Here is a 26419-nt window from a genome sequence, read left to right as displayed (position 1 = left end):
GACGACGGATCCGGAAATCCTGGCCGATGACCAGGGGGGCGGCCGGGGGCGGCCAGGGGGATCCGGCTGGGACCTCTGGTGGGTCGGATCGCGGTGGGTCTGGTGACCGTCGGATGTCCGTGTCGGGAGCCAAAAAAAAGCTGACCTTGATGGCCAGCTCCGGGTGGGGGGCGCCGATGCCGGCGGCTGAGGCTCAGAGGGTGGATTCGCCGGATTCGCCGGTGCGGATCCGGATCACCGATTCGACCGGGGTGACGAAGAGCTTGCCGTCGCCGATTTCACCGGTGTGGGCCGCTTGGGTGATGGCGGCGATCGCCGCGTCCAGCTTGGCGGAGGGGACGACGATCTCGATCCTTGCCTTGGGAAGGAACTCGACGGTGAACTCCGTTCCCCGGTAGCGCTCCACCTGGCCTTTCTGGCGACCGAATCCACGGGAGTCGGTGACCGTCATGCCGATGATGTCAAGGGCGACGAGGGCAGTCTTGATGGCATCCACCTTGGAGGGGCGGACCATGGCCGTGATCATTTTCATGGAAGGTTTGGTCGTCAGTTGGTCATTGGATCGTACGCCTCTTCTCCGTGAGCCACGAAGTCGAGACCGCGCTCTTCCTCTTCAGGGCTGACGCGGAGTGGCATCAGGGCCCCGAGAATCCAAAGAATAATAGCCGTGCCGAGAGCGACAAATCCATAGGTGAGGATAACGGCTTTGAGCTGGGCGATGAACAGGCCGAAGTTTCCTGATTCCTCAAGGATCTTGGCCGACAAGGGGAAGTAATCGCCAGGTACAAGCGCTTTGGAAGCAAGAATGCCCGTCAGCAGAGCGCCCACGGTGCCGCCCACGCCGTGCACCATGAAGGTGTCAAGCGAATCGTCGAACTGGATGGCGGCCTTCACCCGGACCGCAGCGAAGCAGGCCGCCGCCGTGAGGACGCCGATCAGCAGCGATTGCTCCATGTAGACGAAGCCTGCTGCCGGGGTGATGCCCACCAGGCCGGCGACGGCACCGGTGGCAGCACCGACGGCCGTGGGTTTGCCGTCCTTGAACCATTCGATCAGGCACCAGGTGAGCAGGGCCGCCGAGGCGGACGTGGTGGTGGTGAGGAAGGGGTACCCCGCCGTCTTGGAGGCGAACATGCTGGCCCCGTTGAAGCCGAACCAGCCGAACCAGAGGAGACCGGCCCCCAGCAGAATGAAGGGCACATTGTGGGGCGGACGCTTGCTGTTGGGCCAGGTGCTGCGTGGGCCGATGATGGCCGCCGCCACCAGGGCCGCCACACCGGAAGCGATGTGAACCACGGTGCCGCCGGCGAAATCGATCGCGCCGATGGCGCCGAACGGACCGATGAAGCCGCCGCCCCACACCATCTTCGCCATGGGGGAATAGATCAGCAGGCTCCAGATCAGGCAGAACCAGAACCAGGCCTTGAAACTGATGCGCTCCACCAGGGCCCCGGAAATCAGGGCTGGGGTGATGATCGCGAACATGCCCTGGAACAGGGCGAAGGAGGTGGCGCTGATCGGGAAGCCGGCCGCCAGGGGCTGGTCGCCGAGTTCACCGCCGACCCCATGAAGAAACATCGATCCCAGCCCACCGATGAAGGGGCTGCCGAAGCCGACGTCGAAGGCCAAGCTGTAGCCGATCACCACCCAGAGAACACCGATGAGCCCCATCAGGAAGAAGCTCATCATCATGCAGTTCAGCACGTTCTTGGGACGGGTGAAGCCCCCGTAGAAAAAGGCCAGACCCGGGGTCATCAGCAGAACCAGGGCCGAACCCACCAGCATCAGCAGGGTGTCGGCGCCGTCGGTGGGGGCCATGGCCAGGGCCGCCTTGGCCGAGCCGGCCAGCAGCGGGCCGATGCCGGCCCCCACCGCCAGCAGGAAGAAGGCGATCCGCCTGAGTCGTTGGTCCTGAAGACCACTTAGACAACGGCTGCGGAGGCGATCGAAGGTCGTCAGCGCGGATGGCGCGGATGACGACGATGCACCAGTCGGAGATCCATGCATCGGAAAAGGGGGGTGAAACCTTGGAAAAGGCCAAAATCACCCTCAACGCATGGGAAGGATGGCTATGTAGCCAAACGAACAAACAGACCCTCCCACCAGCGAACGGTCACAAAAAAGCCGGGGCGTGGCCCCGGCGGGATGGCAGATGGGAGACCCGACTCAGGCGACGGCGGCGGCGGCGCGATCGAAGTAGGTGCCCACTTCGGACATCAGGGCGGAGCAGTCGCCGGGGGTGATGCCGTTGCGATCGTTGGCGATCGCGATGGCGGCGTCCTTCATCTTGCGGATCCCTTCGGCCACGGAGGCACCGGGCACGCCAAGGGCCAGGTAGGTCTCCCGCAGGCCGTTGAGGCAGCGGTCCTCGAGCACCGAAGCGTCGCCGGTGAAGATCGCATAGGTGATGTAGCGCAGCACGATCTCCATGTCGCGCAGGCAGGCGGCCATGCGGCGATGGGTGTAGGCGTTGCCGCCGGGGGCGATCAGGGCGGGCTGCTGATCGAACAGATCGCGGGCGGCGTTGGTGACGATCTTGGAAGCGTTCGAGGTGATGCGGTTGACCGTGTCCATCCGCTTGTTGCTCTCGGCCACCATCGCTCCCAGGGCGTCGATCTGGCCGGGGCTGAGGAATTCGCCGCGGGCGTCGGCCTGGGCGACGAGCTTGGTGAAGGCGTCGAACATGGGAGCTGCTGGGGAGCGTGGAGATGTGAACTTTAGATTCGCCGGCCCTGTTGGTGCGAGCGCGCCGGAGGAAGCGCCCCTGCCGGCCTGACTAGGTTGGTGGGCCCCGCCCCCCTGCATGGCCGGCTCCGCAACCATGCCTCCCGAGCCGATGGACTGGGGTGCGCTGGCCCTGGCGGCCAGCCCGCTGCCGAGCGATCGAACGGCCGGTCCCGCCAGCCCCCAGGCCCAGCTGCGGCTGTTCGGCCGCCCGGAGGCGGAGGTCCGGGTCACGCTGTACCGCGATCACCACGCCTGGTGTCCGTACTGCCAGAAGGTCTGGCTGTGGCTCGAGGAGAAGCGGATTCCCTATCGGATCCGCAAGGTGACGATGTTCTGCTATGGGCAGAAGGAGCCTTGGTACACCAAGCGGGTGCCCAGCGGCATGTTGCCGGCCCTGGAGCTGGATGGTCGGCTGATCACCGAAAGCGACCGCATCCTCGAGGCCCTTGAGCAGAGCTTCGGTTCCCTGGGGGAGGCGATGCAGTCGTCCCGGGCCCTGCCGCTCCGCCAGCTGGAGCGGCAGCTGTTCCGGGCCTGGTGCCAGTGGCTCTGCGTCCCGGCCCGGGGGGCCGCCGAGGAGGCCCGGGGCCGGGAGGGCTTCGACCGCTGGGCGGAGCGCTTCGCGACCGCCCTCGACGCCCAGCCGGGAGCCTTTCTGCTCGGGGACCTGGGCACGGTGGATCTGATCTTCGTGCCCTACGTCGAGCGCATGAATGCCAGCCTGGCCTACTACAAGGGCTACCTGCTGCGGGAGCGCCATCCGGCCATCGATCGCTGGTTCCGGGCCCTCGAGGAGCGCTCCACCTACCTCGGCACCCAGAGCGATTTCCACACCCACGCCCATGACCTGCCCCCCCAGATGGGGGGCTGTTACGCCAGCGGCACTGGCGAGCAGCGGTATCTGGCTGACCGGATCGATGCGGGCCCCTGGCCGATCGTGGCGCCACCCGGCGCCGACCCTGAAACCAGCCAGAGCGAGCCGGATGACGCGGCCTCGGTGGCCCTGGCCCGGGTGCTCCGGCACCGGGGGGCCCTCCTGGCGCGCAATCCCCTTGGAGCCGAGGGGTTCGAGCGGCCATTGCGCTGCGCCCTCACCCGGCTGATCACGGGCCTGGACTGTCCGCCTCCCCCCGGTTCGGCCCGGGGCCTGCGCTACCTGCGGGATCGCATCAGCGTGCCCCGGGACATGCCGCTGCACGCGGCCCGCCTGTTGCGCCGTTCCCTGGAGGCCACCGCCCGCCTCGATCCGGCCGATCCCTCGGCGGCGGGAGAACCGATCCCGGTGCAGCATCGCCGCGACCAGGATCCATCCCCCTTCCTGGCCATCGCCAGCCGCCCTTCGGGCGGCGGCCCCTAGCGTTGGCCCCGGTGCCGGTGGAGAGCATGGCAGACGATTCAGCTCCCGCTTCCCTGGGGGTTCTCCGCCGGCTGGTGCCGCCCCTGGCGGCCCTGACCCTGGCCATGGCGGCCGCCGCCCCCGCCGCCCCTGCCGCCCCCGCCCAGGAACCGGGCGGTCGCACCCAGTTCCTGCGGGCCCCCTGGAAGGTCACCCTCACCAGTTACACCACCAACGTGGGCCAGTCGCCCGCGGAGTACTTCTTCACCCTCAGCCTCGAAGCGGGAGCAGGGGCCTCCCTCGGTGGCCTGACCATTCAGCAGATCCGCGGCGCCGACTGGCAGTTCCCGTTTGCCGTCGAGCGCACCCGCGCCTTTCTCGGGGTGCCCCGCCGTGAGGGGCCCCGGATCCCGGTGCAGGCCGGGTTCGATCCTGCGGCCAGGCGCTTCAACGTCAGCTTCCCCGAGCCCGTGCCGCCCGGCGCGACGGTCACGGTGTCGCTTCGGCCCTGGACCAATCCCGTCCAGGCCGACACCTACCTGTTCCAGGTGACGGCGATCCCGGCCGGCCCCGGGCCGGTTCCCAGCCCCGTGGGGGTGGGGACCCTGAGGATCTATCAGCCGAACGAGTGGTGAGACAATCGGCCGTTGTCGCTGGTCAGGCGCCAGGATGGTGCCCCCAAAGGATGCCCACGATGCAGGCCAGCTGGAACGGCAAGGTGATCGCCAGCAGTGACGACATCGTGACGGTGGAAGGCAATGCCTACTTCCCGGCCGATGCCCTCGACCCGGCCTGCATCCGGGCCTCCAGCCACCGCTCGTTCTGCGGCTGGAAGGGGGAGGCCCATTACTACGACCTGATCGTCGACGGCAAGGAGAATGCCAACGCCGTCTGGTACTACCCGGAGCCGAAGGAAGCGGCCAGCAACATCCGGGGCCGGGTGGCGTTCTGGAAAGGGGTGACGGTGGCCTGAGGCCCCAGGGGCCCGACGATCAGGTGCCGGGATAGCGCAGGGTGCGCCACTCGCCGCTGAGGGTGCTCACCTCCACGCCGATGCCCACAGGACCCTGGACGGGGCCGAACTCCTCCTGCCACCAGTTGAGCGCCTCGCTCCAGGCGGCATCCAGGGATTCGTAGAGGTCGTCGAGGATGGGATGGGGCTCACCCTGCAGATCCACCAGCCGGTAGGTGCGGCACGTCTGGCCGCTGCTGCGCGTCTGGGACATGCTGCGCGAGCGGGAGGATTGAGGTAAGGAGATCGCCACGTCTTGCCTCGTATACAGGATTGGCATTCTGGCCCCTGTGCCAGATCGGAACTGTCACCTTCACAACATCTTTCGGTGTTGCTCCACAACCGGTGCGGCGCTTGCCGCCCGGGTGGGAGAGCGCTTCCTTCCCGTGCGATGGCTCACCTGGCGGCTGCGTTCCTGGTACCGGTGGACGACCGCCAGCCGCTCCTCCTGGTAGGCCTGCAGCGCCAGCTGCGGTGTGGCGGCGGCGCCCGGCGCGAGCTTTGCCGCCAGGGCCACCGCATCCTCCAGCCCCGCCGTCATCCCCCGGGCCTGGGAGGAGCTCATGGCATGGGCGGCGTCGCCGATCAGGGCCACCCGCCCGGCCACGATGGCGGGCAGGGGATCGATGTCGAACGACCAGTTGGCCACCACGCCCTCCGGAGCGGTGGCGGCGATCACGGCGGCCGCATCAGCCGGAAGCTTGGCGAGGGCGGCGGCGGGCACCCCCTCTTCCAGCAGCCGCTGCCGGGTCTCCCGGTCGTCGGGAAGCTCCTCCTCCTGGAAGAAGCCCCAGTGGGTGCGCCCCCGGCCCTCCCGGTCGGGGCCCAGGTCGAAGAAATTGGCGTAGATGCCCCGGCCCCGGGCATACACGAAGAAATCCCCGCCGCTGCAGAAGCTTTCGTCGGTCACCACCCCCCGCCAGACCCGGTCCCCCAGGTACTGCAGGCGCCGATCCGGGCAGAGCAGGGCCGCCACCCGGGAGAAGATTCCATCGGCCCCCACCAGCAGATCCCCGGTCCACTGCCGGCCGTCGGCGAAGCGGGCCACGACCCCGTCCTCCCCCTGGCTCCAGCTGACGAGCGCATGGTCGCCGTGGAAGCAGGCGGGATCCAGATGGCCCCAGAGGGCATCGAGAATGGCGCGGCGGTGGATCAGCAGGGAGGGCAGCTCCCCGGCCTCCCGCTCGGCCGGGCTGGCTTCGATCAGGTCGCCCCGGAGGTTGCGGAACACGAACCGCTGCACGGGATGGCCGCCCGCCAGCAGGTCGTCGAGCAGGCCCGGGACGGCGGCCGCCGCCACCGCCTCCACACCGCTCTTCACCAGCAGAATCCCGCAGCCCTCGGTGCGCAGCCGCGCGGAGCGCTCGAACAGGCAGACCCGGTGGCCCTGGCGCTGCAGCATCAGGGCGAGCAGCAGGCCGGAACTGCCGGCCCCCACCACGGCGATGCGGAGGCCGGCGGGGGCGGAACTCATGCGCTCACGGCGGGCTCCAGGATGCTGGCATGGAGAACGTCCATCACCTCCAGCACCTTGGTGGTCTCCTCCGGGTCCAGGCGCAGGGTGCTGGCCAGGTCGGCGAGGATCGCCTGCTCCTGGTCCTGCAAAGGGCCGTCGGAGCGCATGATCTCCGCCGCCACCGCATAGGCCGTGTGCCGCTGCCGGTCGTCGAGCACCGCGGCCGCCTCCTCCATCAGGCCGATCGCGCCCTTGGCCCGCAGCCCCTGGAGCAGGGTGTCCATCAGGCTGATCATCTCCTTATCGCTCCTGCCCTTGAAGGGGGTGCGGTAATCAAGGGCGTGGCGAAGGGCCCGCGTGCCCGCCATGGTGAGGGCACCGTCCCAGGAGACGGCGGCGAGAGCGACCGCGGCGAAGGCCGTAGGTGCGTCCATGGACAACGTGGAAAGCTTGGGACCCCCTGTCATCGTTCGCTTCAGGGGTGTCTGTCAGTGGCCGATGCGACCGAATCCGGGAAAGGATCCCCGCCGCCCCGGTGAGCTCCTCAGCGCTTCGCGGCGCCGCCGCCGGCAGCCCCGCCCTCACGGCACAGCCTCAGATAGAGGGCGTCCGGCTCCTGGTACCGCGCCGGACGGCAGTCGTGCAGCCGGGCCAGCTGCAGCCAGCAGACGGTCCGTTGCACGGTCTTGAGACTCTTGCTCTCCCGCACCAGCATCCGCATGGCCCGGCAGTAGGAGCCGTAGTGCTCATCCAGGTCCGGGAGGTCGCGGGACCGGTCGGCGCTGGAGCGCTGGTCGGAGGGAACGCTCATGCATCGACTCCAGCACTTCCGCTCGGACAGCGACTGTGACGAGGGGAACCAAGCGGACAGATCGTGAGGTTTCGCCCCGGCGGCCTAACCCGCGGGCAGGACCAGCGCAAAAAAAGAGGGCCCCGGAGGGCCCTCGCCGCCGGGACCGATGGGGTGATCAGCGGATGAACAGCATCTCCTGGTAGGAGGGCAGGGGCCAGAGGTTGTCGTCCACCACGGCCTCGAGGCCGTCGACGACCTCCCGCAGCTGGTGCATCAGCGGCAGCAGCGTGTCGGCCGAATAGCGCATGTGGGCCATGGTGCCGTGGGGGGCGTTGCCGATGGCGCTTTCCAGGGCACTGCTGAGCTCCATGAGCTTGGCGCTGAGGGACGCCACCTTGGTCTGGGTTTCCGAGGACACCTGGAGGCCCATGGAGGTCTGGAGCTGCAGGGAGCTGGCCAGCTCTCCCAGATAGCGCATGGCGGCGGGATAGATCTGGGTCTGGGCGATCTGCACGGCCAGCTTGGCCTCCACGTCGATGGCGAGCACGTACTGCTCGGCGTAGACCTCGAAGCGGCTCTCCAGCTCGAGAGGGGTGAGCACACCCTGCTGGGCGAAGAGGTCGCGGACCTCAGGCCGCTGCAGGACGGGCAGGGAATCGGCGGTGGTGGGCAGATTCTCCAGGCCCCGCTCCTCCACGGCGATGCGGTGCCATTCGCTGGAATAGCCGTCGCCGCCGAAGACCACGTTGCCGTGGTCGGTCATGATCTGCTTGAGCACGGAGAAGGCGGCGCCGGGCAGGCTTTCTCCCGCGGCCATCTTCTGCTCCAGCTGGTCGCTCACGTAGGCGAGCGAGTCCGCCAGGATCGTGTTCATGGCCACCAGGGGGCCGGCCACCGACTGGTTGGAGCCGACGGCCCGGAACTCGAAGCGGTTGCCGGTGAAGGCGAAGGGGGAGGTGCGGTTGCGGTCGCCGGGATCCTTGGGGAATTCCGGCAGGGTGTCGACGCCCAGCTGCATCACGCCGGCGTTGCTGGAGCCTTTCACGTCCCCTTCCTTGATCTGGCGGAAGACGTCCTCCAGCTGGCTGCCCAGATAGACGGAGATGATGGCCGGCGGAGCTTCGTTGGCACCGAGGCGATGGTCGTTGCCGGCGGTGGCCACCACGGCCCGCATCAGCGGACCGAACTTGTGCACACCGCGGATGACGGCGCCGCAGAACAGCAGGAACTGCATGTTCTCGTGGGGGGTGCTGCCGGGATCCAGCAGGTTGCCCTGGGTGGCATTGCCCACCGACCAGTTGACGTGCTTGCCCGAGCCGTTGATGCCTTCGAAGGGCTTCTCATGGAGCAGGCAGTTCATGCCGTGGCGGCGTGCCGTGCTCTTGAGAATGGTCATGATCAGCTGCTGGTGATCCGTGGCCACGTTGGCCGCCTCGAAGAACGGGGCGATCTCGAACTGGCCCGGGGCCACTTCGTTGTGGCGGGTCTTGGCGGGGATACCCAGCTTGTACAGCTGACGCTCCACGTCCTGCATGTACACCTGCACCCGCTGGGGGATGGCGCCGAAGTAGTGGTCGTCGAACTGCTGGCCCTTGGCGGAGGGCTTGCCGAAGAGGGTGCGGCCCGCCAGCAGCAGGTCGGGGCGCAGGGGCACGTAGGCGCTGTCGACCAGGAAGTACTCCTGCTCGGCGCCGCAGCTGGAGTTGACCGGGGCCACGTCGCTTTCCCCAAGCAGCCGCAGCAGCCGCTGGGCCTGCTTGTTCATGGCGGCGTTGGAGCGCAGCAGGGGGGTCTTCTTGTCGAGGGCCTCGCCGGTCCAGGAGATGAAGACGGTGGGGATGCAGAGGGTGAGACCGTTGGGGGTCTCCATCAGGAAGGCCGGGCTGGTGATGTCCCAGGCGGTGTAGCCGCGGGCCTCGAAGGTGGTGCGGATGCCGCCGCTGGGGAAGGAGGAGCCGTCGGGTTCGCCCTGCACCAGGACCTTGCCGGTGAACTCGGTGATCACCGAGCCGTCACCCTGCACCGAGATGAAGCCGTCGTGCTTCTCGGCGGTGGCGTTGGTGAGGGGGTAGAAGACGTGGGCGTAGTAGAGCGCGCCGCGGCTGGTCGCCCATTCCTTCATCGCCTGGGCCACCACGTTGGCGACCGAGACGTCAAGCTTGCCGTTCTCCTTGATGGTGCGCTGCACCGACTTGAAGATGTCCTTGGGCAGGGCCGCCTTCATCTTGGCCAGGCTGAACACGTCGCTGGCCCAGAGCTCATCCAGCGACTCGATGGGGGGGGTCACCACCGGGGGGCGCTGGTGAATCTCCTGAATGGCGGCGAAGCGTTGGGGGCTGGGCATGGAAACAGCTTGGGTCGGCTGGGGGGTATCCAATCCTTGTGTCCTGCCCCATGGGTGGAGCCGTTGATACAGAACGGCAGGTTGCCCGGCGGCCCTCAGCGCAGGTAGGAGCGGATCGCAGGGCGGCACCAGAACACCAGGGCCGCCAGGGTCAGGCCCCAGGCCAGGGGGGCGGCCACCGCCAGCAGGAGCCGTTCCTCACCCACCAGCGCCAGGCGCACGATGCCGTAGGCCATCTCGATCGCCAGATCCAGCGACAGCGCCACGATCGCGACCACCTGGCCCCAGAGGCGCCACTTCAGCAGGGCGACACAGGCGACCACGCCCAGGGCCACCGCCGGCAGCACGGCACTGGTGTAGACGACGATATTGGCCGTCCGCCAGAGGCTGGAGAGCAGGATCGCCGCCAGGCCGAGTGGCAGGGCCAGCAGGTTGGCCACCAGGCCGAGCCAGGCGAGCACCCGGTAGCCGCGGGGCGGCTGCAGTTCCGCAAGGGCGGCAGGGGTCGGTGAGAGCGTCTGCATCCGATGGATTCTCTCAGTTGCGGTCAGGGAGCGCGCCGTCCCTGTCGGATCGAAACACCAGCTCCAGGTCGGGCATCACCTCGGCCGCGATCGCCACCAGGGTCTCGAACAGCGCCTTGGTGTGGGGCGCCCCCGCCCCCATGGCCTCCCGGCTCATCAGCACCAGTTCCAGCACGGGGCCGTCCGCCTTGGCCTGCACGTCGGCGATCAGCTGCAGCCGCAGGGTCTCGTGCTCCCCCCGCACGATGGCGCTGAGATGGGCGGGGGAGCGGTGCTCCACATCGGCGTGGAACCGCAGGACCAGGGGATCCAGCCGACCGATGAGCTCCGTCGGCGGCAGGGGGACCCGGGGCCTGAAGAGCAGCAGGAAACGGGCCATGACGTCGGGCTGGTCCCCCCATCCTGGGGCCGTGCCGGGGGCGGCGTCCGCCGGGGCCGTCGGGGGGCCGATCAGCGCAGTTCGAACAGGAGCACATCCGCCCCGCCAGGGCCCGCCAGGAAGCTGTCCGCCGGGGCCGCCGCAAAGCCCAGACCGTCACCCCGCCGCAGCGGCCGCCCGAAGGCCGTGCCCTCCCCCTCGATCATCTGCAGCCAGCCGTTGGCGTCGGGGGCGATGGCCAGCTCCAGCCGCTCGCCGGCACCGGCCCGGGCCCGGCAGAGCCGCACCGGCCGGTTGATGGCCAGGGCCCCATCGCGGCCGTCCGGATCGAGCAGCGGCGTCCAGCCGGGCCGGAGCACGAACGGCTCCTGGCGGTAGGCGGGCGGGTGGCCGGCACGGTCCGGCTCGATCCAGATCTGCAGCAGCCGGCAGGGGATGGCGCCCCGGTTCATCTCGCTGTGGACCACCCCGGTGCCGGCGCTCATCGCCTGCACTTCTCCGGCCCGCAGCACCTCGCTGTGGCCCATGGAGTCCTGGTGGTTGAGCTGGCCATCCACCATCACCGTGACGATCTCCATGTCCCGGTGCGGATGCATGCCGAAGCCGCGGCCGGCGGCGATGGTGTCGTCGTTGATCACCCGCAGCGGTCCGAACCCCATCCAGGCCGGATCGTGGTGGTGGGAAAAGGAGAAGCTGTGCCAGCTGTCCAGCCAGTCAAGCTGGCTGTGGAAGCGCTCGGCGGCGGGGCGGAAGACGAGGGTCATGGGGCGGGTCCTCAGGGTTGAATCGGTTCCATGCGCTGGAGGCGATGCACGATGTCGTCGATGCTGGTGTCCTTGGCGGGATTGCTGCGGCTGCTGGAGAGCTGGCGACCCACCACGTGGGCCCCGAGGTGGGCCAGCTGGATGCGCAGCACGGCCAGCACCTCGATGCCGGGACCGCCGGAATGGGTGGCGATCGCCACCGGCCGGCCGTTGAACAGGGTGCGGAAGCCGTCCCCCTGAACCGAGAGCCAGGCGATGGCGCTGGTCAGCACCGGCGGCAGGGAGCCGTTGTATTCGGGGGCGCAGATGACCCAGCGGGGGGCGGTCTCGAGCCTGCGGCTCAGCCCCTCCACTTCGGCGGGCAGGCCGGAGGCGGCGTGGGTGCGGGGGTTGTAGAGCGGCAGCGGCAGGCTGGTGAGGTCGAGCACCTCGGCGGCCATGCCGCGGGCGCGGCCGGCGGCGGCGAAACGCTCGGCGAGTTTCAGGTTCTCGCCGTTGCTGGCACTGAGCACCAGGAGATCGGGGGACATGTCAGGCGGATTCCAGGAAGGGGTAGTCGGTGTAGCCGGCCGGACCGGGGGTGTAATAGGTGGATGGATCGGCGGCCTGCAGGGGTGCGCCGCGGAGCAGGCGCACGGGCAGGTCCGGGTTGGCCAGGAACGGCGTGCCGAAGGCCACCGCATCGAGCTGGCCGGCGGCGATGGCGGCGTTGGCCTCCTCGGCCGTGTAACCCATGTTCCCCACCAGCACCCCGCTGAAGCCGGCCCGGATCGGGGTGAGCACATCGCCGTGCTGCTGGCCGAGGAAGTCCCCCCGCATCACGTGCAGGTAATCCAGGCCCGTGCTCTCCAGCCGTTCCGCCAGCCAGCCCGACAGGCCGATGGGGTCGCTGTCGACCATGGCGTTGTAGCCGTTGAGCGGCGAGATCCGCAGGCCCACCAGGGGCGATTCGGCCCGGGCGGCCTCCAGCACCTCCAGCAGCAGCCGGGCCCGGTTGGCCACCGGCCCGCCGTAGGGACCCTGGCGCCGGTTGCTGCCGTCCCGCAGGAACGAGTCGAGCAGGTAGCCGTTGGCGCCATGCACCTCGACCCCGTCGAAGCCGGCGTCGATGGCGTTGCGGGTGGCCTGGCGGAACCCCTCCACGATGGCGGGCAGTTCGTCGTCAGCCAGCTCCCGGGGAACGACATAGGGCTGTTTCCCTTCCGGGGTGTGCACCTCATCGCCGGTGATGGCGATCGGGCTCGGCCCCACCGGCTGGCGGCCCCCGTTGAGCAGGGGGTGGCAGGCCCGGCCGCCGTGCCAGATCTGCAGCACGATGCGCCCACCGGCGGCATGGACCGCGTCGGTGGTGAGCCGCCAGCCCGCCACCTGGGCCGCCGAATGGATGCCGGGCTCGTGCCAGAAGGACGAGTTGCCCTCCATCACGATCGTGGCTTCGGCGATCAGCAGGCCGGCGCTGGCCCGCTGCTGGTAGTAGGTGGCCATCAGCGGGCCCGGGACGTGGTCCGGCTCGGCCCGGCATCGGGTGAGGGGGGCCATCAGCACCCGGTTGGGCAGCAGCAGCGGGCCCACGGTCAGGGGGGTGAACAGGTCGCTCATGGGGCGGTGACCGGCCGGCCGGGGCGGGAAGGCCCCGGGCCGTAAGGGATTGTTAAGGTCATGGGGGGACTCTGGCGGACACGCACCCTGACTGACAAGAACGCACCGGCTTGTGCCTGGGGCACCCACCGGTAACCGAGACCCGTGACGGCCTCCCTTTCCGATCCCGAACCCTCCGGTGGCTCCGAGCTCTGCCCGGCCGAGCTGGCCCTGCGGGTGATGCGCGGCCGCTGGAAGCTGCTGATCCTCTGCCGGCTCCGCGAGGGTCCCCAGCGGTTCTCGGCCCTGCAGCGGGCCCTGACGGGGGTGAGTCACAAGGTGCTGACCGCCCAGCTGCGGGAGCTGGAGGCCGATGCCGTCGTCTGCCGGCACGTCTTCGGTGAGGTGCCGCCGCGGGTGGAGTACGACCTCAGCGAGCGGGGTCGGGCGCTGCTGCCCGTGCTGGAAGGTCTGCACGCCTGGGGAGCGGCAGCCCCACCAGCGGTGGAAGCTGGGGAATGAGACTGCGGCGGAACCAGCTCTCCGGTGCCACCCGCTGCAGGGTGCGCAGCAGGACAAGGGGCAGGGTGCGGAGCTCGAAGGGGGCCCGCAGGGTGGGCCAGAGTCCCTCGCGTCGGTAGATAAGAGTGTCCAGCTCATCCCGCTGCGACGGGGTGAGCGGTCCCCAGACCCCGCCGATGGCACCCGATTCCAGGGCCATCGCCAGAAACGGCAGCGCCACACCGGGCACCAGACCCTCCAGGCTGAGGCTGTCGGCCGCCTGCAGCGTCGGCCCATCCTCTGCCCGCTCCAGGCCGAGTTCGGCGCCCGTGGCGCTGACGGCCCGCAGGCGCCCGTGCACGATCCCGCCGCGGTGACGGAGCCGCACCGGCACCGACAGGGCGAACCAGGGAACCCCATCCCGGTGGGGCCGATCCCAGCAGCTCCGGATCGCCAGCAGCAGCAGCAGGCCGTTGAGCAGGCTCCAGCCCAGCACCACCCCGACCGTGGCGGCCGAGACCGGCAGCACCCCCTGCTGGCCGGCCAGCAGCGGCAGCCGACCCGGCGCCAGGTTCCAGAGCGCCACGAGCTGCAGCGCCAGCAGCACCAGCAGCGGCAGCAGCAGGCCGGGATCCGGGCCGGAGGCCCCCCGGCCGACCACCGCCTTCGGGGTGACCAGGAAGCGCCGCGGCCGGCCCAGGGCCGTGGCGACCACGGCGGCACAGATCGGCACCAGGAAGATCCACCGGTACAGCTCCGGCAGGATCGCGGCGCGGGCGTGGCCGCTCAGCCAGCGGGTGAGCAGCAGCTGGCTGCAAACGAACGGCATGGCGACCGTGAGCAGGGCATCGCCGCTGAAGAGGATCGGGGCGACGCCGAGCAGGCCCAGGCTGAGCGGCGTGCAGAGCAGCACCAGCTGGGCCGGGAAGGTGAACCAGTGCAGGATGCCTTCGCTGTAGGCCAGACGCTGCAGGGGGCTGAGCCCGGGGATCCGCAGCGGATCGGCGCCCGTGCGCAGGGTCTGCAGGGAGCCGCTGCCCCAGCGGCAGCGCTGCCGCGCCATGGCCGTGGCCGTGAAGGGGGCCAGACCGGCGCTCAGCTTCTCGGAGAGGTAATGGTTGCGGTAACCGGCGGCGGTGATCCGAATGCCGGTGGCCAGGTCCTCCGACGGGGTGGCCGTCTCGAAACCGCCCACCCGCTCGAGCGCCTCACGCCGCATCACGAAGGAGGTGCCGGCGCAGACCACGGCATTGAGGTTCTGGCGGGTGGGCTGGATCCAGCGGTAGAAGCTTTCCTCGTCCGGCAGCAGCCAGCGCTCCAGGCGCAGGTTGCGCATCACCGGATCGGCGTTCATGTAGCTCTGGGGCGTCTGCACGAAACCCACGGCCGGGTCGGCGAACAGGCCGACCGTGCGGCGCAGGAAGGGTTGCAGGGGCACGACGTCGGCGTCGAAGACCGCCACCAGCTCCCCCTTGCAGAGGCGCAGTGCGTGGTTGAGGTTGCCGGCCTTGGCATGGGCGTGCTCCCGGCGGGCGACATAGCGGCAGCCGAGGCGATCGCAGAGTTCCGCCAGCTCGGGCCGGTCGCTGTCGTCGAGCAGCCAGACCGTGTGGCTGGGGTAGTCCATCGCCAGGCAGCCCCGCAGGCAGCGCTCCACCAGATCGGCCGGTTCGCCGCAGCTGGGCACCAGCACGTCGACGGACGGGGCAGGCGTGGGGATCGGATCGGCGGCGGGCGCCGGCCGTTCGGGCAGGAGCGTGAACCAGAGCTGCAGAAAGAACCCGGCCAGCAGGACCAGTTCCGCCGCCAGGGTCAGCAGGCTCAGGCTGGCGGCCAGCGGGGTGGCCAGGTTGAGGCTGGCGGTGAAGCGCCAGGCCAGGTAGCGGGCCCCCAGCAGTGTCAGCAGCAGCACGGCCCAGGGCAGGCGTGTCATCGACCCTGACCAATTGTTAAGACAACCTAGGCGGTTGAAACGGGCCGGCGGGATCCGGCCGCCCGACTGGCGATGGCCCATGAAAAAGCCCGGCGTCCAGGATCGCCGGGCTTGGGGCGGAACGAAGCTGTTCCAGCACTATCACTGATGATTGACGATCAGATGAAGGGTCTGACGAGCTGTTCAGAAGGGCTGACGATCGGGTCCTTGGGGACCGTGGATGGGTGATGGGGGGGAGCCGAGGATGCTCCTCCGCCATGGGCGCGCCATCAATGGGAGGTCAGCGGGGATGGGGATCCATCGGAGTCCCCGGGGGTGGGTTTCGGAGTCGGAGCTGCGGAGGGAGGCACCTGGGGCCGAGGCATCCAGGGGCCGGTTTCCATGAACCCGTGGGCACCTGAACGATGCATCGGGTGATCGGTGAACGACCGGGAAACCGTTGATGGGAACAAGACTGTTGGAGCAGGGGCCTGCCGTCAGCACACTCCTGACATCTGACCGGGTGGGGTGTCATCCATCGCTGGAGCCTCCTGGTTTCTGAACTCACTTTCACCCCTCCCCGCCGCCCTGGCCATAGGCAATCGTGCCGGTCTTCGCCCCTGCGGGGGGCGGGCCAGCTCCCGGCGCCCTCACTCGTCGTTGCGCTGGGCCACCAGGGCTTCATAGGCGGTGCAGAACGGCTCCCCCAGGGCGTCCCGCAGGGGCGCGTCGTGGCGGAAGGCCTCGAGGGCATCGGCGTGACAGGTGGGCAGGGAGGTCGCCCCCGCCGGCGACTCCACGTAGGTGTTCACGTCGCTGCGGGCCCCGGGATCGAGCTGCCGTTCCATGCCGTCCAGGCCCGCCGCCAGCACCGCCGCCTGGAGCAGGTAGGGGTTGGCGGCGCCGTCGCCGAGCCGCAGCTCGATCCGCTGGTCGTCGGGGATGCGGACCATGTGGGTGCGGTTGTTGCCGCCGTAGCTGATCCAGGAGGGGGACCAGGTGGCGCCGGAACTGGTGACGGACCGGGCCAGCCGCCGGTAGCTGCCGGCCACCGGATTGGTGAGGGCGCACAGGGCCGGCGCATGGGCCAGCAGACCGGCCAGAAAGCGGTAGGCGATCTCCGACAGGCCCTTCTCCCCGGCCGGGTCGTGGAACACGTTGCGCCCCCCCTCGTCCCAGAGGGAGGCATGCAGATGGGCCCCGTTGCCGGTGAGGGCCGGAATCGGCTTGGGCTGGAAGCTCACCCGCACCCCATGGCGTTCCGCCAGGGCGGCCGCCATGACCCGGAAGAAGGCATGGCGGTCGGCGGTCAGCAGCGATTCGGCATAGGTCCAGTTGAGCTCGAACTGGCCGTTGGCGTCCTCGTGATCGGCCTGGTACGGGCCCCAGCCGAGGCTCTCCATGCCGTCCAGCAGTTCGCTGATCAGCGGGTAGTGGCGCATCAGGGCCAGTTGGTCGTAGCAGGGCTTGGACTGCCGGTCGAGGCCATCGGCGATGGCGTCCCGTTCCGGGTCCATCAGGAAGAACTCCGCCTCCACGCCGCTGCGGAACTGCAGGCCCAGGGCCGCTGCCCGGGCGATCTGGCGCTGGAGCACCCGGCGGGGCGACTGCTCCAGCACCTGGCCCTCCACCTGCAGATCGGTGGCCACCCAGGCCACGTCCGGCTGCCATGGGAGCACCATCAGGCTGGTGGGATCGGGGATCGCCAGCACGTCCGGATCGGCCGGGGTCATGTCCAGCCAGGCGGCGAAACCGGCGAAGCCGGCGCCGGATCGGGCCAGTTCGGCCGCCGCGGCCGCCGGCACCAGCTTGGCCCGCTGCACCCCGAACAGGTCGCAGAAGGAGAAGAGGAAGTGGCGGATGCCATGGGTGGCGGCGAAGCGGGCCAGATCGGTCATCGGGGGGTGTGGGGTGGGCGGGTGTGGGGCGGTGAGGGTGGTGGCTGGCCGGAGGCGGTCCTTCGCTGCAGGGCCGTCAGTCGGCGCAGAGCCGGTTCACGGCGGCCCGCAGCTGGCCCTGCTCGGCTGGGGAGTCGCGGGGGTTGCCGGCCCGGTGGCCCAGGTCGGACTCCAGGACCTCGAAGTGGGCATCGCGGATCAGGGCGGCCTCCGCCTGGCAGTCGTCGGGGGTGAAATAGAGGTCGTGGCGGCCGGCGATCACGGCGGTGCGGGCCCGGATCCGGCCCAGGGCCGCGGCCAGGTCGGCATCGGGATCGCCACCGCCACTGCCATCGCCACCGGCGGCGCTGATCCCGGCGGCGGCGGCCACGTCGTTCGCCATCCAGACGTCGAGCATGGCCAGCAGGTCATGGGGGTCGTGGCGGCGGTAGGCCGGCAGCCAGGCCTGCTCCACGTAGGCCTCGACGCTGGCGTAGCCCAGCTGGCGGTGGGCGCCGCGGCGATAGAAGGGCTGGCTGGCAGCCCAGCTGGCGTAGATCAGGGCGAAGGTGCGCAAGCCCTGCTCCGGCACGCCCTGAAACCGCAGTCCATCCCAGTGGGGATCGGCGGTGAGGGCCTGGCGCAGGCTGAGCAGGAACACCCGGTTGTGGGCTGTGGTGCGCGCGGTGCCGCAGACACAGCAGATGCGCTGGGTCCGCTCCGGCTCCAGCACGGCCCAGTGGTAGGCCTGCTGGGCCCCCATGGACCAGCCGTAGATCAGGGCCGGGCTCGCCACCTGGAAGACCTCCTCCAGCAGTCGGCGCTGGGCGGCCACGTTGTCACGGTGATCCACGGGCCAGCGCCCCGCCACGAGCCCTGGCCCGGCGTTGCTGGGGCTGGTGGAGCGGCCGTTGCCGAACTGGCTCACCAGCACCACGCACCAGCGCTGCGGATCCAGGATCGGTCCCACCACCCAGTCGATGTCCTCGGGCCAGGCGCCGTAGGAGCTCGGATAGAGCACCAGGTTGGAGCGGTCGCTGGCCAGCGTTCCGTAGACCCGGTAGTCGAGCCAGGCGGAGGCAAGGGTGCCCCCGGCGGCGAGGGGAAGGTCCCCGAGCGCGAAGCGGCGCGGGGGGGCTGGGCTGGCGGGCAAGGGAGTGGGATTCAGGGGAGGGCCAGACGGGCGGGATCGCGCAGGAAGTCGCGGTGCACCGACAGATAGCCCTGGCCTGTGTGCACCTCGTGGGGGGCCAGATGGCGATGGGCCTCGGCGAGGGCGTGGAAGGGTACCGAGGGGTAGAGGTGGTGCTCGACGTGGAAGGGCATCTCCCACATCAGCCAGCGCAGGGGAGGAAGGGTCCAGGTGGTGCGGGTGTTGCTGAGGCCGTTGCTGTCGGTGCTGCAGCCCCCGTGCTCGGCCATCAGCACGAAGCGCAGCAGGGGCTGGCCGACGGCCAGGGGCAGCAGCCAGTACCAGAACAGGGCGCCGTTGCCCTGCCAGAAGGAGGCTGCGAGCAGGGCGGCGTAGACGGCGACCTGGAGCCGGATCGAGCGGGTGACGGCCGCGGCCGCCTCGGCGGGGATGTAGGGCCTGCCGCCGAAGTCACCGCGCAGGCCGGCGGTGTGGCCCCGCAGCTTGCCGATCCACCAGGGAATCCCGCTGAGCTCCAGCAGATAGGCGGCCAGGGTGCTGGGGGGGGCCTCCTCCAGCTCCGGATCGAGGCCCGGCTGGTGGGTGAAGCGATGGTGCCACTGGTGGTAGCGGCGGTAGTAGTCGGCGTTGTAGAAGCTCAGCAGTCCGGCCCACCAGGCCACGGTGTCGTTGAGGCCCTTGCCGGCGAAGGCGGTGCGGTGGCCGCACTCGTGCATGGCGCAGAAGCCGAAGGCCAGGCCCCAGCCCAGCAGCAGCAGGCCCGTCAGACGAAGGGCCCAGGACCCAGCGCCGGGAAGGGCCTGCGGCCAGGGCCCTCCCCAGAGCAGGGCCCCGAGCCCCAGCACCGCGAGGTGGAAGGTCAGCCGGCGCCAGCCGGGTCCGTCGCGACGCTCGTTGAGGCGCTGCAGCAGCGGAGCGGACAGCAGCGGCTCGGCGGCGCCCGGGCCGGCCGCCGGTGGCGCGGAGGGTGGGGAGGCGGTCACGAAGGTCGCCGTCGGCCGGCGCATGGAAGATGTCGTGGGTCCACTGTCCCGCCCGGGGTCGGCCGCACACCGTTCGTCACGAACACTTGCTCCGGGTGGGGCGGTGGGGATGGTTACCGGGCGCCGGCCGGCGGCAGGGAAGAGTGGGCCCCGCGTCGTGCCCCTCCAGTGCCTTCCCTGCTGTTCTTCTCCCTCTGGGGCTTCGAGGGCCCCCTGGCCACCGCCCTGGAGACGGCCGAGCGGGGGGGCTTCGACGGTCTGGAGCTGAACATCCTCCATCCATCCCTGGTCAGCGACCCGGCCGGACCCGCCCGCCTGCTGGGGTCCGGCAGACCCCTGGTGCTGGAGGTGGTCACCGGCGGCGGCTACGTGCCGGAGCTGGCCGTCTCGCCGGCGCAGCACCTGGCGGAACTGGACGACCAGCTCCGCCGCTGCGCCGCGCTTTGCCCCCACCGGGTGACCGTGCTCACCGGCAGCGATGCCTGGCCCCTGGAGTGGCAACAGGCCTTCCTGGCCGAGGCCCAGACGCTGGCGGCGACCAGTGGCCTGGCGGTGAGCTTCGAGACCCACCGTTCTCGCTGCCTGGGGATGCCCTGGACGATCGCGCCGCTGCTCGAGGCCGTGCCGGCTCTGCGGCTCACGGCCGACCTGAGCCACTGGTGCGTCGTGGCGGAAAGGCTGATGACCCCGGATCTGGCGCCGGTGCGGTTGATGGCCGACCGGGTCGACCACATCCATGCCCGGGTGGGCCATGCCCAGGGTCCCCAGGTGTCCCATCCCTTCGCCCCGGAGCATGCGGAGGCACTCGCGGCCCACCGGGCCTGCTGGCGCCTGTTCACCGAAAGGGCGCTCCAGCGTGGTGCTGCCCCGCCCAGCTTCACCCCCGAGTTCGGACCGGACGGCTACATGCCCACCCTGCCGTTCACCGACCGTCCGGTGGCCGACCTGCTGACGATCAACGTGGCGATGGCGCAGTGGTTGCGTAGCCAGCCGCTAGCCGGAAACAGCGATAAGCTGTGTTCATAGTGAACAGAGTGACGTCATGATGAGCGTGATCGACGCCCCGACCGCCTCACCGTCGGCCAGCCGCTCCAGCGATGGGTCCGATCCCCGCCGGGCCGCCCTGGTCGCTTCCCTGCGGGCCCGCTATGCCATCGCCGAGCAGCGCCAGGACGCCGATGCCAAGCGCGCCCTGTTCAAGGAGGCCGCTTACCTGGGCATCCGCCCCGACGCGTACCAGGGCTCCAGCAGCGCCGCGTAGATCGCCTGCTGGTGCAGGATCCGGGCCTCCAGCCTGTGCGGCGGGCCGGTGCGGAAACCCTCCCTGTAACCGCGCTGGGCCGATTCCACCAGGGCCCGGTCCTCGGCCAGGAAATGGACCATCTCCGCCATCAGTGCCTCCCCTTCGTCCTGGCGTGAGGCGGGCCCCAGCAGCCACACCTGCATCCGGCAGGTGTCTAGCGTCTCGGGCAGGAACTGGATCATCGCCAGCCGTCCGTCGGGCCACAGCAGCAGGTGGTTCCAAGGCGGCAGGCCGAAGGTGAGAAACGCACCGTCCCCCTCGGGTGAGGGGGTGGCCAGCACGTTGGCCCAGGTGCCGAAGCGATGGCGGTAGTCGCGCACCGGGCCCTGCAGCCGATGCAGGGTGGTGGGATGGGCGATGGCGACGTGGTAGTCGTCGAGGGTGTTGTCGTGGGCGATCTTCCAGTTGCAGGCAAGCCCCCGTTCGTGGAAGGCCAGGGGCACCAGGGTTCGGGCGAGGGCGTCGGGGGCTTCCTGCAGCGGCAGATCCAGCTGGTCGTCGATGGGGATCGGCTCGGCCCCCAGGGCCACCCAGATCAGGGAGGCCCGCACCTGGCAGTCGAGGGCCTCCAGCGGCCAGGCGCCGCGCTCGAACGGGTCGACGAACTCCCCTTCCCTGGCGGCCGCCAGCAGCGTTCCGCCCAGGTCGTAGGTCCAGCCGTGGTACGGGCAGACCAGCCGGCGGCAGGCCACGCTGCCTTCCGCCGGCTCGTGGAAGGCCACGGCCCGGTGGGGACAGCGGTTGCGGAAGGCCCGCACGGCCCCATCACGGCCGTGGCAGAGCAGTACGGGAAGCCCCAGCAGCTCCAGCGCCCGCACATGCCCCGGCGGCAGATCGGCGGCGGCGGCGACGGGGTGCCAGAAGCGGGTGGCGTAGTGCTCGCGCTCGAGGGCGGCGACGGCCGGAGAGCCGTAGAGCTCCGGCGGCAGAAAGGCGGCCCGGGTGGCGGTGTCCATGGAACGGTGGGTCAGGACGGGGCGGACGGAACGCTCAGAGCAGGGAACCATCCAGGCTGCGCAGGCGGCTGGCCAGTTCCTCCCGCAGCTCCAGGAAGGGCTGGGACACGCGCAGGTGGCGCAGGTCGGAGCGATCCAGACGGACATCGACGCTGTGGACGATCCGGCCGGGCCGCGGCGCCATGATGTGAACGGTGCCGGCCAGCAGCAGCGCCTCCTCGATGTCGTGGGTGATCAGCAGGGCGGTGAGTCCGGTGCGCTTCCAGAGGTCGTGGAGGAATTCCTGCATCGATTCGCGGATCTGCAGATCCAGCGCCCCGAACGGTTCGTCCAGCAGCAGCACCTTGGGCTCTGTCGCCAGGGCCCTGGCGATGGCCACCCGTTGCTGCATGCCCCCCGAGAGTTCCCGGGGCAGCAGCCGGGCCGCGTCCGCCAGCCCGACCACGTCGAGGAAGTAGGCGGTCCGCTCGCGGATCTCCGCCTTGTCCCGTCCCTGGAGCGACAGGCCGAAGGCCACGTTCTGCGCCGCCGTGAGCCAGGGGTAGAGGCTGTACTTCTGGAACACCATGCCCCGGTCGGAGCCGGGACGCCGGACCGGCACGCCATCCAGCTGAATGGTGCCTTCGCTGGGCCGCTCCAGACCGGCGATCAGCCGCATCACGGTGGACTTGCCGGAGCCGGAACTGCCGACCAGGGCCATGAACTGACCCGAGACCAGTTCGAAGCTGATGTTCTCGAGAACGAGCTTGCGATCCCGCCCCTCGCCGAAACTCTTGGAGACCTGGGAAACCTGGAGATGCATGGGGTTCAATTGGCCCAGGAACAGGACCGTCGCATCAGAAACCGGAAACCCAGATCGATCATCAGGCCGATCAGTCCGATCACGATCAGGCCGACGAAGATCTCATCGGTGCGCAGGAATCGCTGGGCCAGGCTGATGCGTTTACCCAGTCCCTCGTTGGCGGCCACCAGTTCGGCGACGATCACGAGGTTCCAGGCCGAGGCCATGTTGATCCGGTAGGTGTCGAGCACCTGGGGGGCGATGTAGGGGGCCACCACCCGGGTCAGGATCGGCAGGCCCCGGCCTCCCAGGGTGAGGGCCGTTTCCACCAGTTCGGAGGGAACGAACTTCACCGCATCCATGATCATCAGGGTATTGAAGAAGAAGGTGCCGATGAAGATGAGCATCACCTTCGGCAACTCCTCAAGACCGAAATAGATGATCAGCAGGGGAATGAAAGCGGGCGCCGGCATGTAGCGGATCAGCGCCATCAGTGGCTCGAGAAAGTGGCAGATGGTCCGGTTCGTGCCCATGGCGATGCCGATCGGCAGGGCCAGCCCTGCTGAGATGGCGAACCCGATGAACACCCGCTGGATGCTGGCCACCGCATCCGCCACCAGGATGCCGCGCTGGAACTGGTCGCTGCCCGCCAGCCACACCGCTCCGGGGCTCGGCAGGAAGAGCTTGTCGACCATGCCGCTGGCGGTGACCAGCCACCACATCAGGAAGACGGTGAGGATGCCGAGCACCCCGAGAACCCAGGGGTGGCTGAGGAGGCGGCGCAGGGCGGGGGACCGGGCCATGGTGCTCAACGGGCGTTGTCGACGAACTGGGAATTCAGCAGGTTGGTGAGGTCGGGCTTGGTCTTGGCCAGGCCCGTCTCCACCAGGAAGGCGCTGATCTGCTCGGCGGCATAGGGCAGCGACAGCATCGTGGTGCCCGGCTTGAAGTTGCTGCGGTTCTCCTCGAGGGTCTGGATGGTGGTGCCGGCGTTGTACTCCTTGAACTCGGCCTCGCTCACGCCGGAGCGTTCTACCAGAATCGGCAGGGTGCCGGCGGGGTCGTCCTTGATCGTGGCGAGCGTGGCGAACCAGGCGTTGACGATCTTCTGGACCTTCTCGGGATTCTTGGCGACGAATTCCGTGCGGCAGACGAGCAGATCGCTGATCGCCCCGGGGTGATCCTTGGAGGTGGCCAGGGCCCGGCTACCCGGCCGCTTCAGAGCCTGGGTGGTGAATGGCGCATAAACGCCCGCCGCATCCACCTTGCCCGCCGCGAAGGCGGCGGCGGCGGCACCGGTTTCGAGGGGAACGAAGGTGATGTCCTTGGCGGAGAGGCCCGCATCCTTGAGCACCTTCAGCAGCAGGAAGTGGTCGACGGTGCCTTCCTCGGCGGCGACCTTCTTGCCCTTCAGATCAGGGATCGACTTGATCTCGGCCGCGGCGATGATCTGGTCATTGCCGGTGGAGAAATCGTTCTGGAGCACCACCTGGAGATCCGCTCCACCCGCCACCGAACTGATCGTGTCGTTGAGGGTCTGGCTGTTGCAGTCCAGCTGGCCGGCGTTGAGGGCGTTGATCGAATCCAGATAGCCGTCGAACCACTGCATCGAAGCCGCCACCCCCTGCTTGTCGAACAGCCCCTTGACCTCGGTGACCTTCCAGGGGAACCAGCCCGGCCAGGCGCTGTAGCCGATCTTGACGGGCGTCTCCTGGCTGGCCGGCTGCTGGCAACCGGCCAGCAATCCTCCCCCGAGGGCGGCCATCAGGGCGAGGGCGATGGCCCGGCGTTGACGACGGAAAAAGGTGGCTTTCAACATCAGGAAATCGGGGGAGGGGCGGTGGCTGCTCGGATGGGAAGACGACCGGTTCAGGCGCGTTTCCGAGTCGATGGTGAACTGGAAAGTGGGCTGGGTTCGAGACCTGGTTGCGTGGGTGGATGGGTGAAGGGAGCCCCCCGTGAAGAGGCTCAGAAGAACTCCAGGTAACGCTGCTGTTCCCATTCGGAAACAGCCGAGTGGTAGGACTCCCACTCTTCACGTTTGTAGGAGACAAACGCCTGGAACATGGCATCACCGAATACGCTTTCGGCAAGTGGATCGGCCGCGAAGGCCTCCACCGCCTCACCGAGCGTTCGGGGCAGCATGTTCAGGCCCCGTTCGGCCCGTTCCGCGGCGCTGAGTGTGTAGGCATTCACCAGGTTGGGGGCGCCGGGATCCAGTTCTTCTCGGATCCCTTCCAACCCGGCCGCCAGCATCAGGGCAGCGCCGAGATAGGGGTTGCAGGAAATGTCGGCAGCTCGGCATTCCACCCGGCCACCGGGTGAGGGAATGCGCAGCATGTTGGTGCGGTTGTTGTTGCCGTAGCAGACGAACACCGGTGCCCAGGTGAATCCCGACATGCTCCCCTGGGCCACCAGGCGCTTGTAGCTGTTGACCGTCGGGGCGATCACCGCGCAGATGGCGGGGGCGTGGCGCAGCACACCGGCGATGAAATGTTCCGCCAGCCGGGTGACCTTGCCGGGGGTCGCCTCGGGTGTGGCGAACAGGTTGGCCCCGGTCTGAACGTCCGCCAGGGACATGTTGAAGTGGGCGCCACTGCCGGTGCGATCCCCGAAGGGCTTGGGCATGAAGGTTGCCAGCAGACCGTGCCGATGGGCGATCTCCTTGGCCATCAGCTTGAAGAAGGTGAGCCGGTCGGCCATGGTGAGCACGTCGGCGTAGTCGAAATCGGTCTCGAACTGGCCGGGGCCGTCCTCGTGGTCGAAGGAATAGACCCCCCAGCCCAGGCCGTTCATCGCCTGCACCAGTTCGTCCAGCCAGGGCAGGTTGTCGAGCAGGCCGCGCACGTCATAGGCGGGTTTGTCGAGGGTGTCGCGGTCGCTGAAGGGGACCCAGCCCCCCGCGGCCCCCTTCTTCAGCACGAAGAACTCGGTCTCGATGCCGAGGTTGAAGCGGAAGCCCATGGCGGCCGCCTCCTGGCGCACCCGGCCGAGAATGTGGCGGCTGCAGGCCTCGAAGGGCCGGGCGTGCAGGTGCAGGTCGCTGGCGAACCAGGCCACCTCCGGCTGCCAGGGGAGCACGGTGACGCTGGCGGGATCGGGAACCGCGGCCACCTCGTCGTCGCTCACCTCCTGGGGAACGCCGTCGAGGGCCGCCCCGGTGAACAGTTCGGAGCCGGCCATCATCTGGCCGAGGTGCTCGAGGGGCACGGCCTTGGCCTTGCTCACCCCGTGCAGATCCACGAAGCTCGCCAGGGCGTAGCGGACCCCCTTGGAACGCAGGTCGGCCTGCAGGGCCGTGGTGGGGTCGGAGGCGGGATGCTGGTGACTCATCAGGCGTGCATCAGGGCGGGGGAGGTCTGGACGGCCTGGCGCTGGGCGTCGAGCCAGTCGTGCCAGGCCTCGAAACCCTCTCCGGTGGTGGCGGAGAGGCGGAACACGGCGGTGCGGGGGTTCACCTGGCGGATGTGGGCCTCGATCCGCTCCACATCCACCGGCAGGTGGGGCAGCAGATCCACTTTGGTGATCAGGACGCAGTCGGCTTCCCGGAACATGACCGGGTACTTGAGCGGCTTGTCGTCCCCCTCGGTGACGCTCAGGAGCGCCACCTTGCGGTGCTCCCCGATGGCGAATTCGGCGGGGCAGACCAGGTTTCCCACGTTCTCCACCCAGAGGATGTCCAGAGCGGCGGGATCGAGCCGCTGGCGCAGCAGCTTGAGGCCGCCGCTGACCATGGCGGCATCCAGGTGGCAGGCACGACCGGTGGTGATCGGCACCACCGGAATCCCCACGGCCTCCAGACGCTCGGCATCCAGCAGGGTGGTCATGTCGCCCTCGAGCACGGCCATGGCCCAGCGGCCGGCGAGGGCGGCCAGGCTGCGCTCCAGCAGGGAGGTCTTGCCGGCGCCGGGGCTGCTCATCACGTTGAGGCAGAGCAGGTTCCAGGCGTCGAAGTGCTCGCGGTTGTGCTCGGCCCGGTGCTGGTTGGCCGCCAGCAGGTTGAGGCCGAGGGTGTCTTCGAGGGGCATGTGCATGGCGGA

General features: G+C 69.4%; 29 protein-coding genes. 6 read left to right on the top strand and 23 right to left on the bottom strand.

What is annotated here, in order from left to right; all coding sequences use genetic code 11:
* Window positions 1–193 precede the first annotated feature (193 nt).
* The 3 genes from KBZ08_RS12005 to KBZ08_RS11995 form a co-directional block, all read right to left on the bottom strand.
* Window positions 194–532 (bottom strand): P-II family nitrogen regulator, encoded by a 339-nt coding sequence (locus tag KBZ08_RS12005; RefSeq protein ID WP_106222833.1) that lies wholly within the window; start codon window positions 530–532, stop codon window positions 194–196.
* 14 nt (window positions 533–546) lie between these two features.
* On the bottom strand, window positions 547–1872 hold the full coding sequence (locus tag KBZ08_RS12000; RefSeq protein ID WP_254973200.1) for an ammonium transporter: 1326 nt from the start codon (window positions 1870–1872) through the stop codon (window positions 547–549).
* A 294-nt stretch (window positions 1873–2166) separates the two neighbouring features.
* Window positions 2167–2685 (bottom strand): phycocyanin subunit beta, encoded by a 519-nt coding sequence (locus KBZ08_RS11995; RefSeq protein WP_015108656.1) that lies wholly within the window; start codon window positions 2683–2685, stop codon window positions 2167–2169.
* A 118-nt stretch (window positions 2686–2803) separates the two neighbouring features.
* On the opposite strand from KBZ08_RS11995, the gene KBZ08_RS11990 reads away from it, so the two are divergent.
* From KBZ08_RS11990 to KBZ08_RS11980, 3 genes are read left to right on the top strand one after another with little or no spacing between them, the layout of a single operon-like run.
* Window positions 2804–4084 carry a glutathione S-transferase family protein gene (locus KBZ08_RS11990; RefSeq protein ID WP_254973197.1) on the top strand — a complete coding sequence of 427 codons (1281 nt, stop codon included), beginning with the start codon at window positions 2804–2806 and terminating at the stop codon, window positions 4082–4084.
* A gap of 26 nt (window positions 4085–4110) precedes the next feature.
* A complete protein-coding gene (locus KBZ08_RS11985) occupies window positions 4111–4698 on the top strand; it encodes a DUF2808 domain-containing protein (RefSeq protein WP_254973195.1) in 588 nt (195 codons plus the stop codon).
* Between the two features lie 59 nt (window positions 4699–4757).
* Entirely contained in the window at window positions 4758–5036 is a 279-nt protein-coding gene (locus tag KBZ08_RS11980; RefSeq protein ID WP_106222885.1) for a DUF427 domain-containing protein, read from the top strand.
* Between the two features lie 19 nt (window positions 5037–5055).
* Here KBZ08_RS11980 and KBZ08_RS11975 read toward each other — a convergent pair whose 3' ends face one another.
* From KBZ08_RS11975 to KBZ08_RS11930, 10 genes are all read right to left on the bottom strand, one after another.
* On the bottom strand, window positions 5056–5289 hold the full coding sequence (locus KBZ08_RS11975; RefSeq protein WP_219904504.1) for a hypothetical protein: 234 nt from the start codon (window positions 5287–5289) through the stop codon (window positions 5056–5058).
* A 99-nt stretch (window positions 5290–5388) separates the two neighbouring features.
* Entirely contained in the window at window positions 5389–6549 is a 1161-nt protein-coding gene (locus KBZ08_RS11970; protein WP_254973192.1) for an NAD(P)/FAD-dependent oxidoreductase, read from the bottom strand.
* Window positions 6546–6965: a tellurite resistance TerB family protein gene (locus KBZ08_RS11965; RefSeq protein ID WP_219904506.1), complete on the bottom strand. Its 420-nt coding sequence runs from the start codon at window positions 6963–6965 to the stop codon at window positions 6546–6548. Before KBZ08_RS11965 ends, KBZ08_RS11970 begins: the two co-directional genes overlap by 4 nt.
* A gap of 110 nt (window positions 6966–7075) precedes the next feature.
* Entirely contained in the window at window positions 7076–7342 is a 267-nt protein-coding gene (locus KBZ08_RS11960) for a DUF3136 domain-containing protein (protein ID WP_254973189.1), read from the bottom strand.
* A 157-nt stretch (window positions 7343–7499) separates the two neighbouring features.
* Complete coding sequence (locus KBZ08_RS11955; protein WP_106222840.1) at window positions 7500–9668, bottom strand: glutamine synthetase III; 2169 nt, start codon at window positions 9666–9668, stop codon at window positions 7500–7502.
* Window positions 9669–9763: 95 nt separating this feature from the next.
* Window positions 9764–10192 carry a Hepatitis C virus core protein gene (locus KBZ08_RS11950; protein WP_106222841.1) on the bottom strand — a complete coding sequence of 143 codons (429 nt, stop codon included), beginning with the start codon at window positions 10190–10192 and terminating at the stop codon, window positions 9764–9766.
* A 13-nt stretch (window positions 10193–10205) separates the two neighbouring features.
* A complete protein-coding gene (locus KBZ08_RS11945; RefSeq protein ID WP_106222842.1) occupies window positions 10206–10571 on the bottom strand; it encodes a hypothetical protein in 366 nt (121 codons plus the stop codon).
* 71 nt (window positions 10572–10642) lie between these two features.
* On the bottom strand, window positions 10643–11335 hold the full coding sequence (locus KBZ08_RS11940) for a pirin-like bicupin family protein (protein WP_254973186.1): 693 nt from the start codon (window positions 11333–11335) through the stop codon (window positions 10643–10645).
* A gap of 11 nt (window positions 11336–11346) precedes the next feature.
* Window positions 11347–11865, bottom strand: coding sequence for an NADPH-dependent FMN reductase (locus KBZ08_RS11935; protein ID WP_106222844.1), 519 nt, complete (start codon window positions 11863–11865; stop codon window positions 11347–11349).
* Window position 11866: 1 nt separating this feature from the next.
* Window positions 11867–12934 (bottom strand): alkene reductase, encoded by a 1068-nt coding sequence (locus tag KBZ08_RS11930; protein ID WP_254973184.1) that lies wholly within the window; start codon window positions 12932–12934, stop codon window positions 11867–11869.
* 144 nt (window positions 12935–13078) lie between these two features.
* Between KBZ08_RS11930 and KBZ08_RS11925 the strand changes: the two genes are divergently transcribed.
* Window positions 13079–13435: a helix-turn-helix domain-containing protein gene (locus KBZ08_RS11925; protein WP_254973182.1), complete on the top strand. Its 357-nt coding sequence runs from the start codon at window positions 13079–13081 to the stop codon at window positions 13433–13435.
* Here the strand turns inward: KBZ08_RS11925 and KBZ08_RS11920 are convergent.
* From KBZ08_RS11920 to KBZ08_RS11905, 4 genes are all read right to left on the bottom strand, one after another.
* The gene (locus tag KBZ08_RS11920) at window positions 13344–15347 is read right to left on the bottom strand and encodes a glycosyltransferase (protein ID WP_254973181.1); all 2004 of its coding nucleotides are present in this window, start codon (window positions 15345–15347) and stop codon (window positions 13344–13346) included. The genes KBZ08_RS11925 and KBZ08_RS11920 overlap by 92 nt on opposite strands.
* 629 nt (window positions 15348–15976) lie before the next feature.
* A complete protein-coding gene (gene glnT / locus KBZ08_RS11915) occupies window positions 15977–17224 on the bottom strand; it encodes a type III glutamate--ammonia ligase (protein ID WP_254973180.1) in 1248 nt (415 codons plus the stop codon).
* Window positions 17225–17300: 76 nt separating this feature from the next.
* The gene (locus tag KBZ08_RS11910) at window positions 17301–18356 is read right to left on the bottom strand and encodes an alpha/beta fold hydrolase (RefSeq protein WP_254973178.1); all 1056 of its coding nucleotides are present in this window, start codon (window positions 18354–18356) and stop codon (window positions 17301–17303) included.
* A gap of 11 nt (window positions 18357–18367) precedes the next feature.
* Window positions 18368–19363: a fatty acid desaturase gene (locus tag KBZ08_RS11905; RefSeq protein ID WP_254973176.1), complete on the bottom strand. Its 996-nt coding sequence runs from the start codon at window positions 19361–19363 to the stop codon at window positions 18368–18370.
* A gap of 144 nt (window positions 19364–19507) precedes the next feature.
* Here KBZ08_RS11905 and KBZ08_RS11900 point away from each other — a divergent pair, with 144 nt between their 5' ends.
* Together KBZ08_RS11900 and KBZ08_RS11895 are read left to right on the top strand one after the other, a co-directional pair.
* Window positions 19508–20365, top strand: a complete 858-nt coding sequence (locus tag KBZ08_RS11900; RefSeq protein ID WP_254973174.1) for a sugar phosphate isomerase/epimerase — start codon at window positions 19508–19510, stop codon at window positions 20363–20365.
* 19 nt (window positions 20366–20384) lie between these two features.
* Complete coding sequence (locus KBZ08_RS11895; RefSeq protein WP_254973171.1) at window positions 20385–20600, top strand: hypothetical protein; 216 nt, start codon at window positions 20385–20387, stop codon at window positions 20598–20600.
* On the opposite strand, the gene KBZ08_RS11890 is transcribed toward KBZ08_RS11895, so the two are convergent.
* The 6 genes from KBZ08_RS11890 to hypB form a co-directional block, all read right to left on the bottom strand.
* On the bottom strand, window positions 20549–21598 hold the full coding sequence (locus KBZ08_RS11890; RefSeq protein ID WP_254973170.1) for an aromatic ring-hydroxylating dioxygenase subunit alpha: 1050 nt from the start codon (window positions 21596–21598) through the stop codon (window positions 20549–20551). The genes KBZ08_RS11895 and KBZ08_RS11890 overlap by 52 nt on opposite strands.
* A gap of 34 nt (window positions 21599–21632) precedes the next feature.
* Window positions 21633–22400 (bottom strand): ABC transporter ATP-binding protein, encoded by a 768-nt coding sequence (locus KBZ08_RS11885; RefSeq protein ID WP_254973169.1) that lies wholly within the window; start codon window positions 22398–22400, stop codon window positions 21633–21635.
* Window positions 22401–22405: 5 nt separating this feature from the next.
* On the bottom strand, window positions 22406–23182 hold the full coding sequence (locus KBZ08_RS11880; protein WP_106222889.1) for an ABC transporter permease: 777 nt from the start codon (window positions 23180–23182) through the stop codon (window positions 22406–22408).
* 5 nt (window positions 23183–23187) lie between these two features.
* Window positions 23188–24198, bottom strand: coding sequence for an ABC transporter substrate-binding protein (locus KBZ08_RS11875; RefSeq protein WP_106222852.1), 1011 nt, complete (start codon window positions 24196–24198; stop codon window positions 23188–23190).
* 149 nt (window positions 24199–24347) lie between these two features.
* Complete coding sequence (glnT, locus tag KBZ08_RS11870; protein WP_254973165.1) at window positions 24348–25712, bottom strand: type III glutamate--ammonia ligase; 1365 nt, start codon at window positions 25710–25712, stop codon at window positions 24348–24350.
* Complete coding sequence (gene hypB / locus KBZ08_RS11865) at window positions 25712–26413, bottom strand: hydrogenase nickel incorporation protein HypB (protein ID WP_254973163.1); 702 nt, start codon at window positions 26411–26413, stop codon at window positions 25712–25714. The genes glnT (KBZ08_RS11870) and hypB overlap by 1 nt, the downstream gene beginning before the upstream one ends.
* Window positions 26414–26419: the final 6 nt, after the last annotated feature.

The sequence above is a fragment of the Cyanobium sp. Candia 9D4 genome, assembly GCF_024346155.1.
GTDB lineage: Bacteria > Cyanobacteriota > Cyanobacteriia > PCC-6307 > Cyanobiaceae > Cyanobium > Cyanobium minutissimum.
Note: the sequence above shows the minus strand (reverse complement) of the source record. Positions and strands in the feature narration are given on the sequence as shown.

Coding starts and splice junctions, on each gene's coding strand:
- hypB (WP_254973163.1), bottom strand. CDS start 26,413: ATGCACATGCCCCTCGAAGACACCCTCGGCCTCAACCTGCTGGCGGCC.
- KBZ08_RS11885 (WP_254973169.1), bottom strand. CDS start 22,400: ATGCATCTCCAGGTTTCCCAGGTCTCCAAGAGTTTCGGCGAGGGGCGG.
- KBZ08_RS11995 (WP_015108656.1), bottom strand. CDS start 2,685: ATGTTCGACGCCTTCACCAAGCTCGTCGCCCAGGCCGACGCCCGCGGC.
- KBZ08_RS11880 (WP_106222889.1), bottom strand. CDS start 23,182: ATGGCCCGGTCCCCCGCCCTGCGCCGCCTCCTCAGCCACCCCTGGGTT.
- KBZ08_RS11875 (WP_106222852.1), bottom strand. CDS start 24,198: ATGTTGAAAGCCACCTTTTTCCGTCGTCAACGCCGGGCCATCGCCCTC.
- KBZ08_RS11930 (WP_254973184.1), bottom strand. CDS start 12,934: ATGAGCGACCTGTTCACCCCCCTGACCGTGGGCCCGCTGCTGCTGCCC.
- KBZ08_RS12005 (WP_106222833.1), bottom strand. CDS start 532: ATGAAAATGATCACGGCCATGGTCCGCCCCTCCAAGGTGGATGCCATC.
- KBZ08_RS11920 (WP_254973181.1), bottom strand. CDS start 15,347: ATGACACGCCTGCCCTGGGCCGTGCTGCTGCTGACACTGCTGGGGGCC.
- KBZ08_RS11965 (WP_219904506.1), bottom strand. CDS start 6,965: ATGGACGCACCTACGGCCTTCGCCGCGGTCGCTCTCGCCGCCGTCTCC.
- KBZ08_RS11955 (WP_106222840.1), bottom strand. CDS start 9,668: ATGCCCAGCCCCCAACGCTTCGCCGCCATTCAGGAGATTCACCAGCGC.
- KBZ08_RS11905 (WP_254973176.1), bottom strand. CDS start 19,363: ATGCGCCGGCCGACGGCGACCTTCGTGACCGCCTCCCCACCCTCCGCG.
- KBZ08_RS11950 (WP_106222841.1), bottom strand. CDS start 10,192: ATGCAGACGCTCTCACCGACCCCTGCCGCCCTTGCGGAACTGCAGCCG.
- glnT (WP_254973180.1), bottom strand. CDS start 17,224: ATGACCGATCTGGCCCGCTTCGCCGCCACCCATGGCATCCGCCACTTC.
- KBZ08_RS11940 (WP_254973186.1), bottom strand. CDS start 11,335: ATGACCCTCGTCTTCCGCCCCGCCGCCGAGCGCTTCCACAGCCAGCTT.
- KBZ08_RS11945 (WP_106222842.1), bottom strand. CDS start 10,571: ATGGCCCGTTTCCTGCTGCTCTTCAGGCCCCGGGTCCCCCTGCCGCCG.
- KBZ08_RS11960 (WP_254973189.1), bottom strand. CDS start 7,342: ATGAGCGTTCCCTCCGACCAGCGCTCCAGCGCCGACCGGTCCCGCGAC.
- KBZ08_RS11970 (WP_254973192.1), bottom strand. CDS start 6,549: ATGAGTTCCGCCCCCGCCGGCCTCCGCATCGCCGTGGTGGGGGCCGGC.
- KBZ08_RS11890 (WP_254973170.1), bottom strand. CDS start 21,598: ATGGACACCGCCACCCGGGCCGCCTTTCTGCCGCCGGAGCTCTACGGC.
- KBZ08_RS11935 (WP_106222844.1), bottom strand. CDS start 11,865: ATGTCCCCCGATCTCCTGGTGCTCAGTGCCAGCAACGGCGAGAACCTG.
- glnT (WP_254973165.1), bottom strand. CDS start 25,712: ATGAGTCACCAGCATCCCGCCTCCGACCCCACCACGGCCCTGCAGGCC.
- KBZ08_RS11990 (WP_254973197.1), top strand. CDS start 2,804: ATGGCCGGCTCCGCAACCATGCCTCCCGAGCCGATGGACTGGGGTGCG.
- KBZ08_RS11980 (WP_106222885.1), top strand. CDS start 4,758: ATGCAGGCCAGCTGGAACGGCAAGGTGATCGCCAGCAGTGACGACATC.
- KBZ08_RS11985 (WP_254973195.1), top strand. CDS start 4,111: ATGGCAGACGATTCAGCTCCCGCTTCCCTGGGGGTTCTCCGCCGGCTG.
- KBZ08_RS11895 (WP_254973171.1), top strand. CDS start 20,385: ATGAGCGTGATCGACGCCCCGACCGCCTCACCGTCGGCCAGCCGCTCC.
- KBZ08_RS11975 (WP_219904504.1), bottom strand. CDS start 5,289: ATGTCCCAGACGCGCAGCAGCGGCCAGACGTGCCGCACCTACCGGCTG.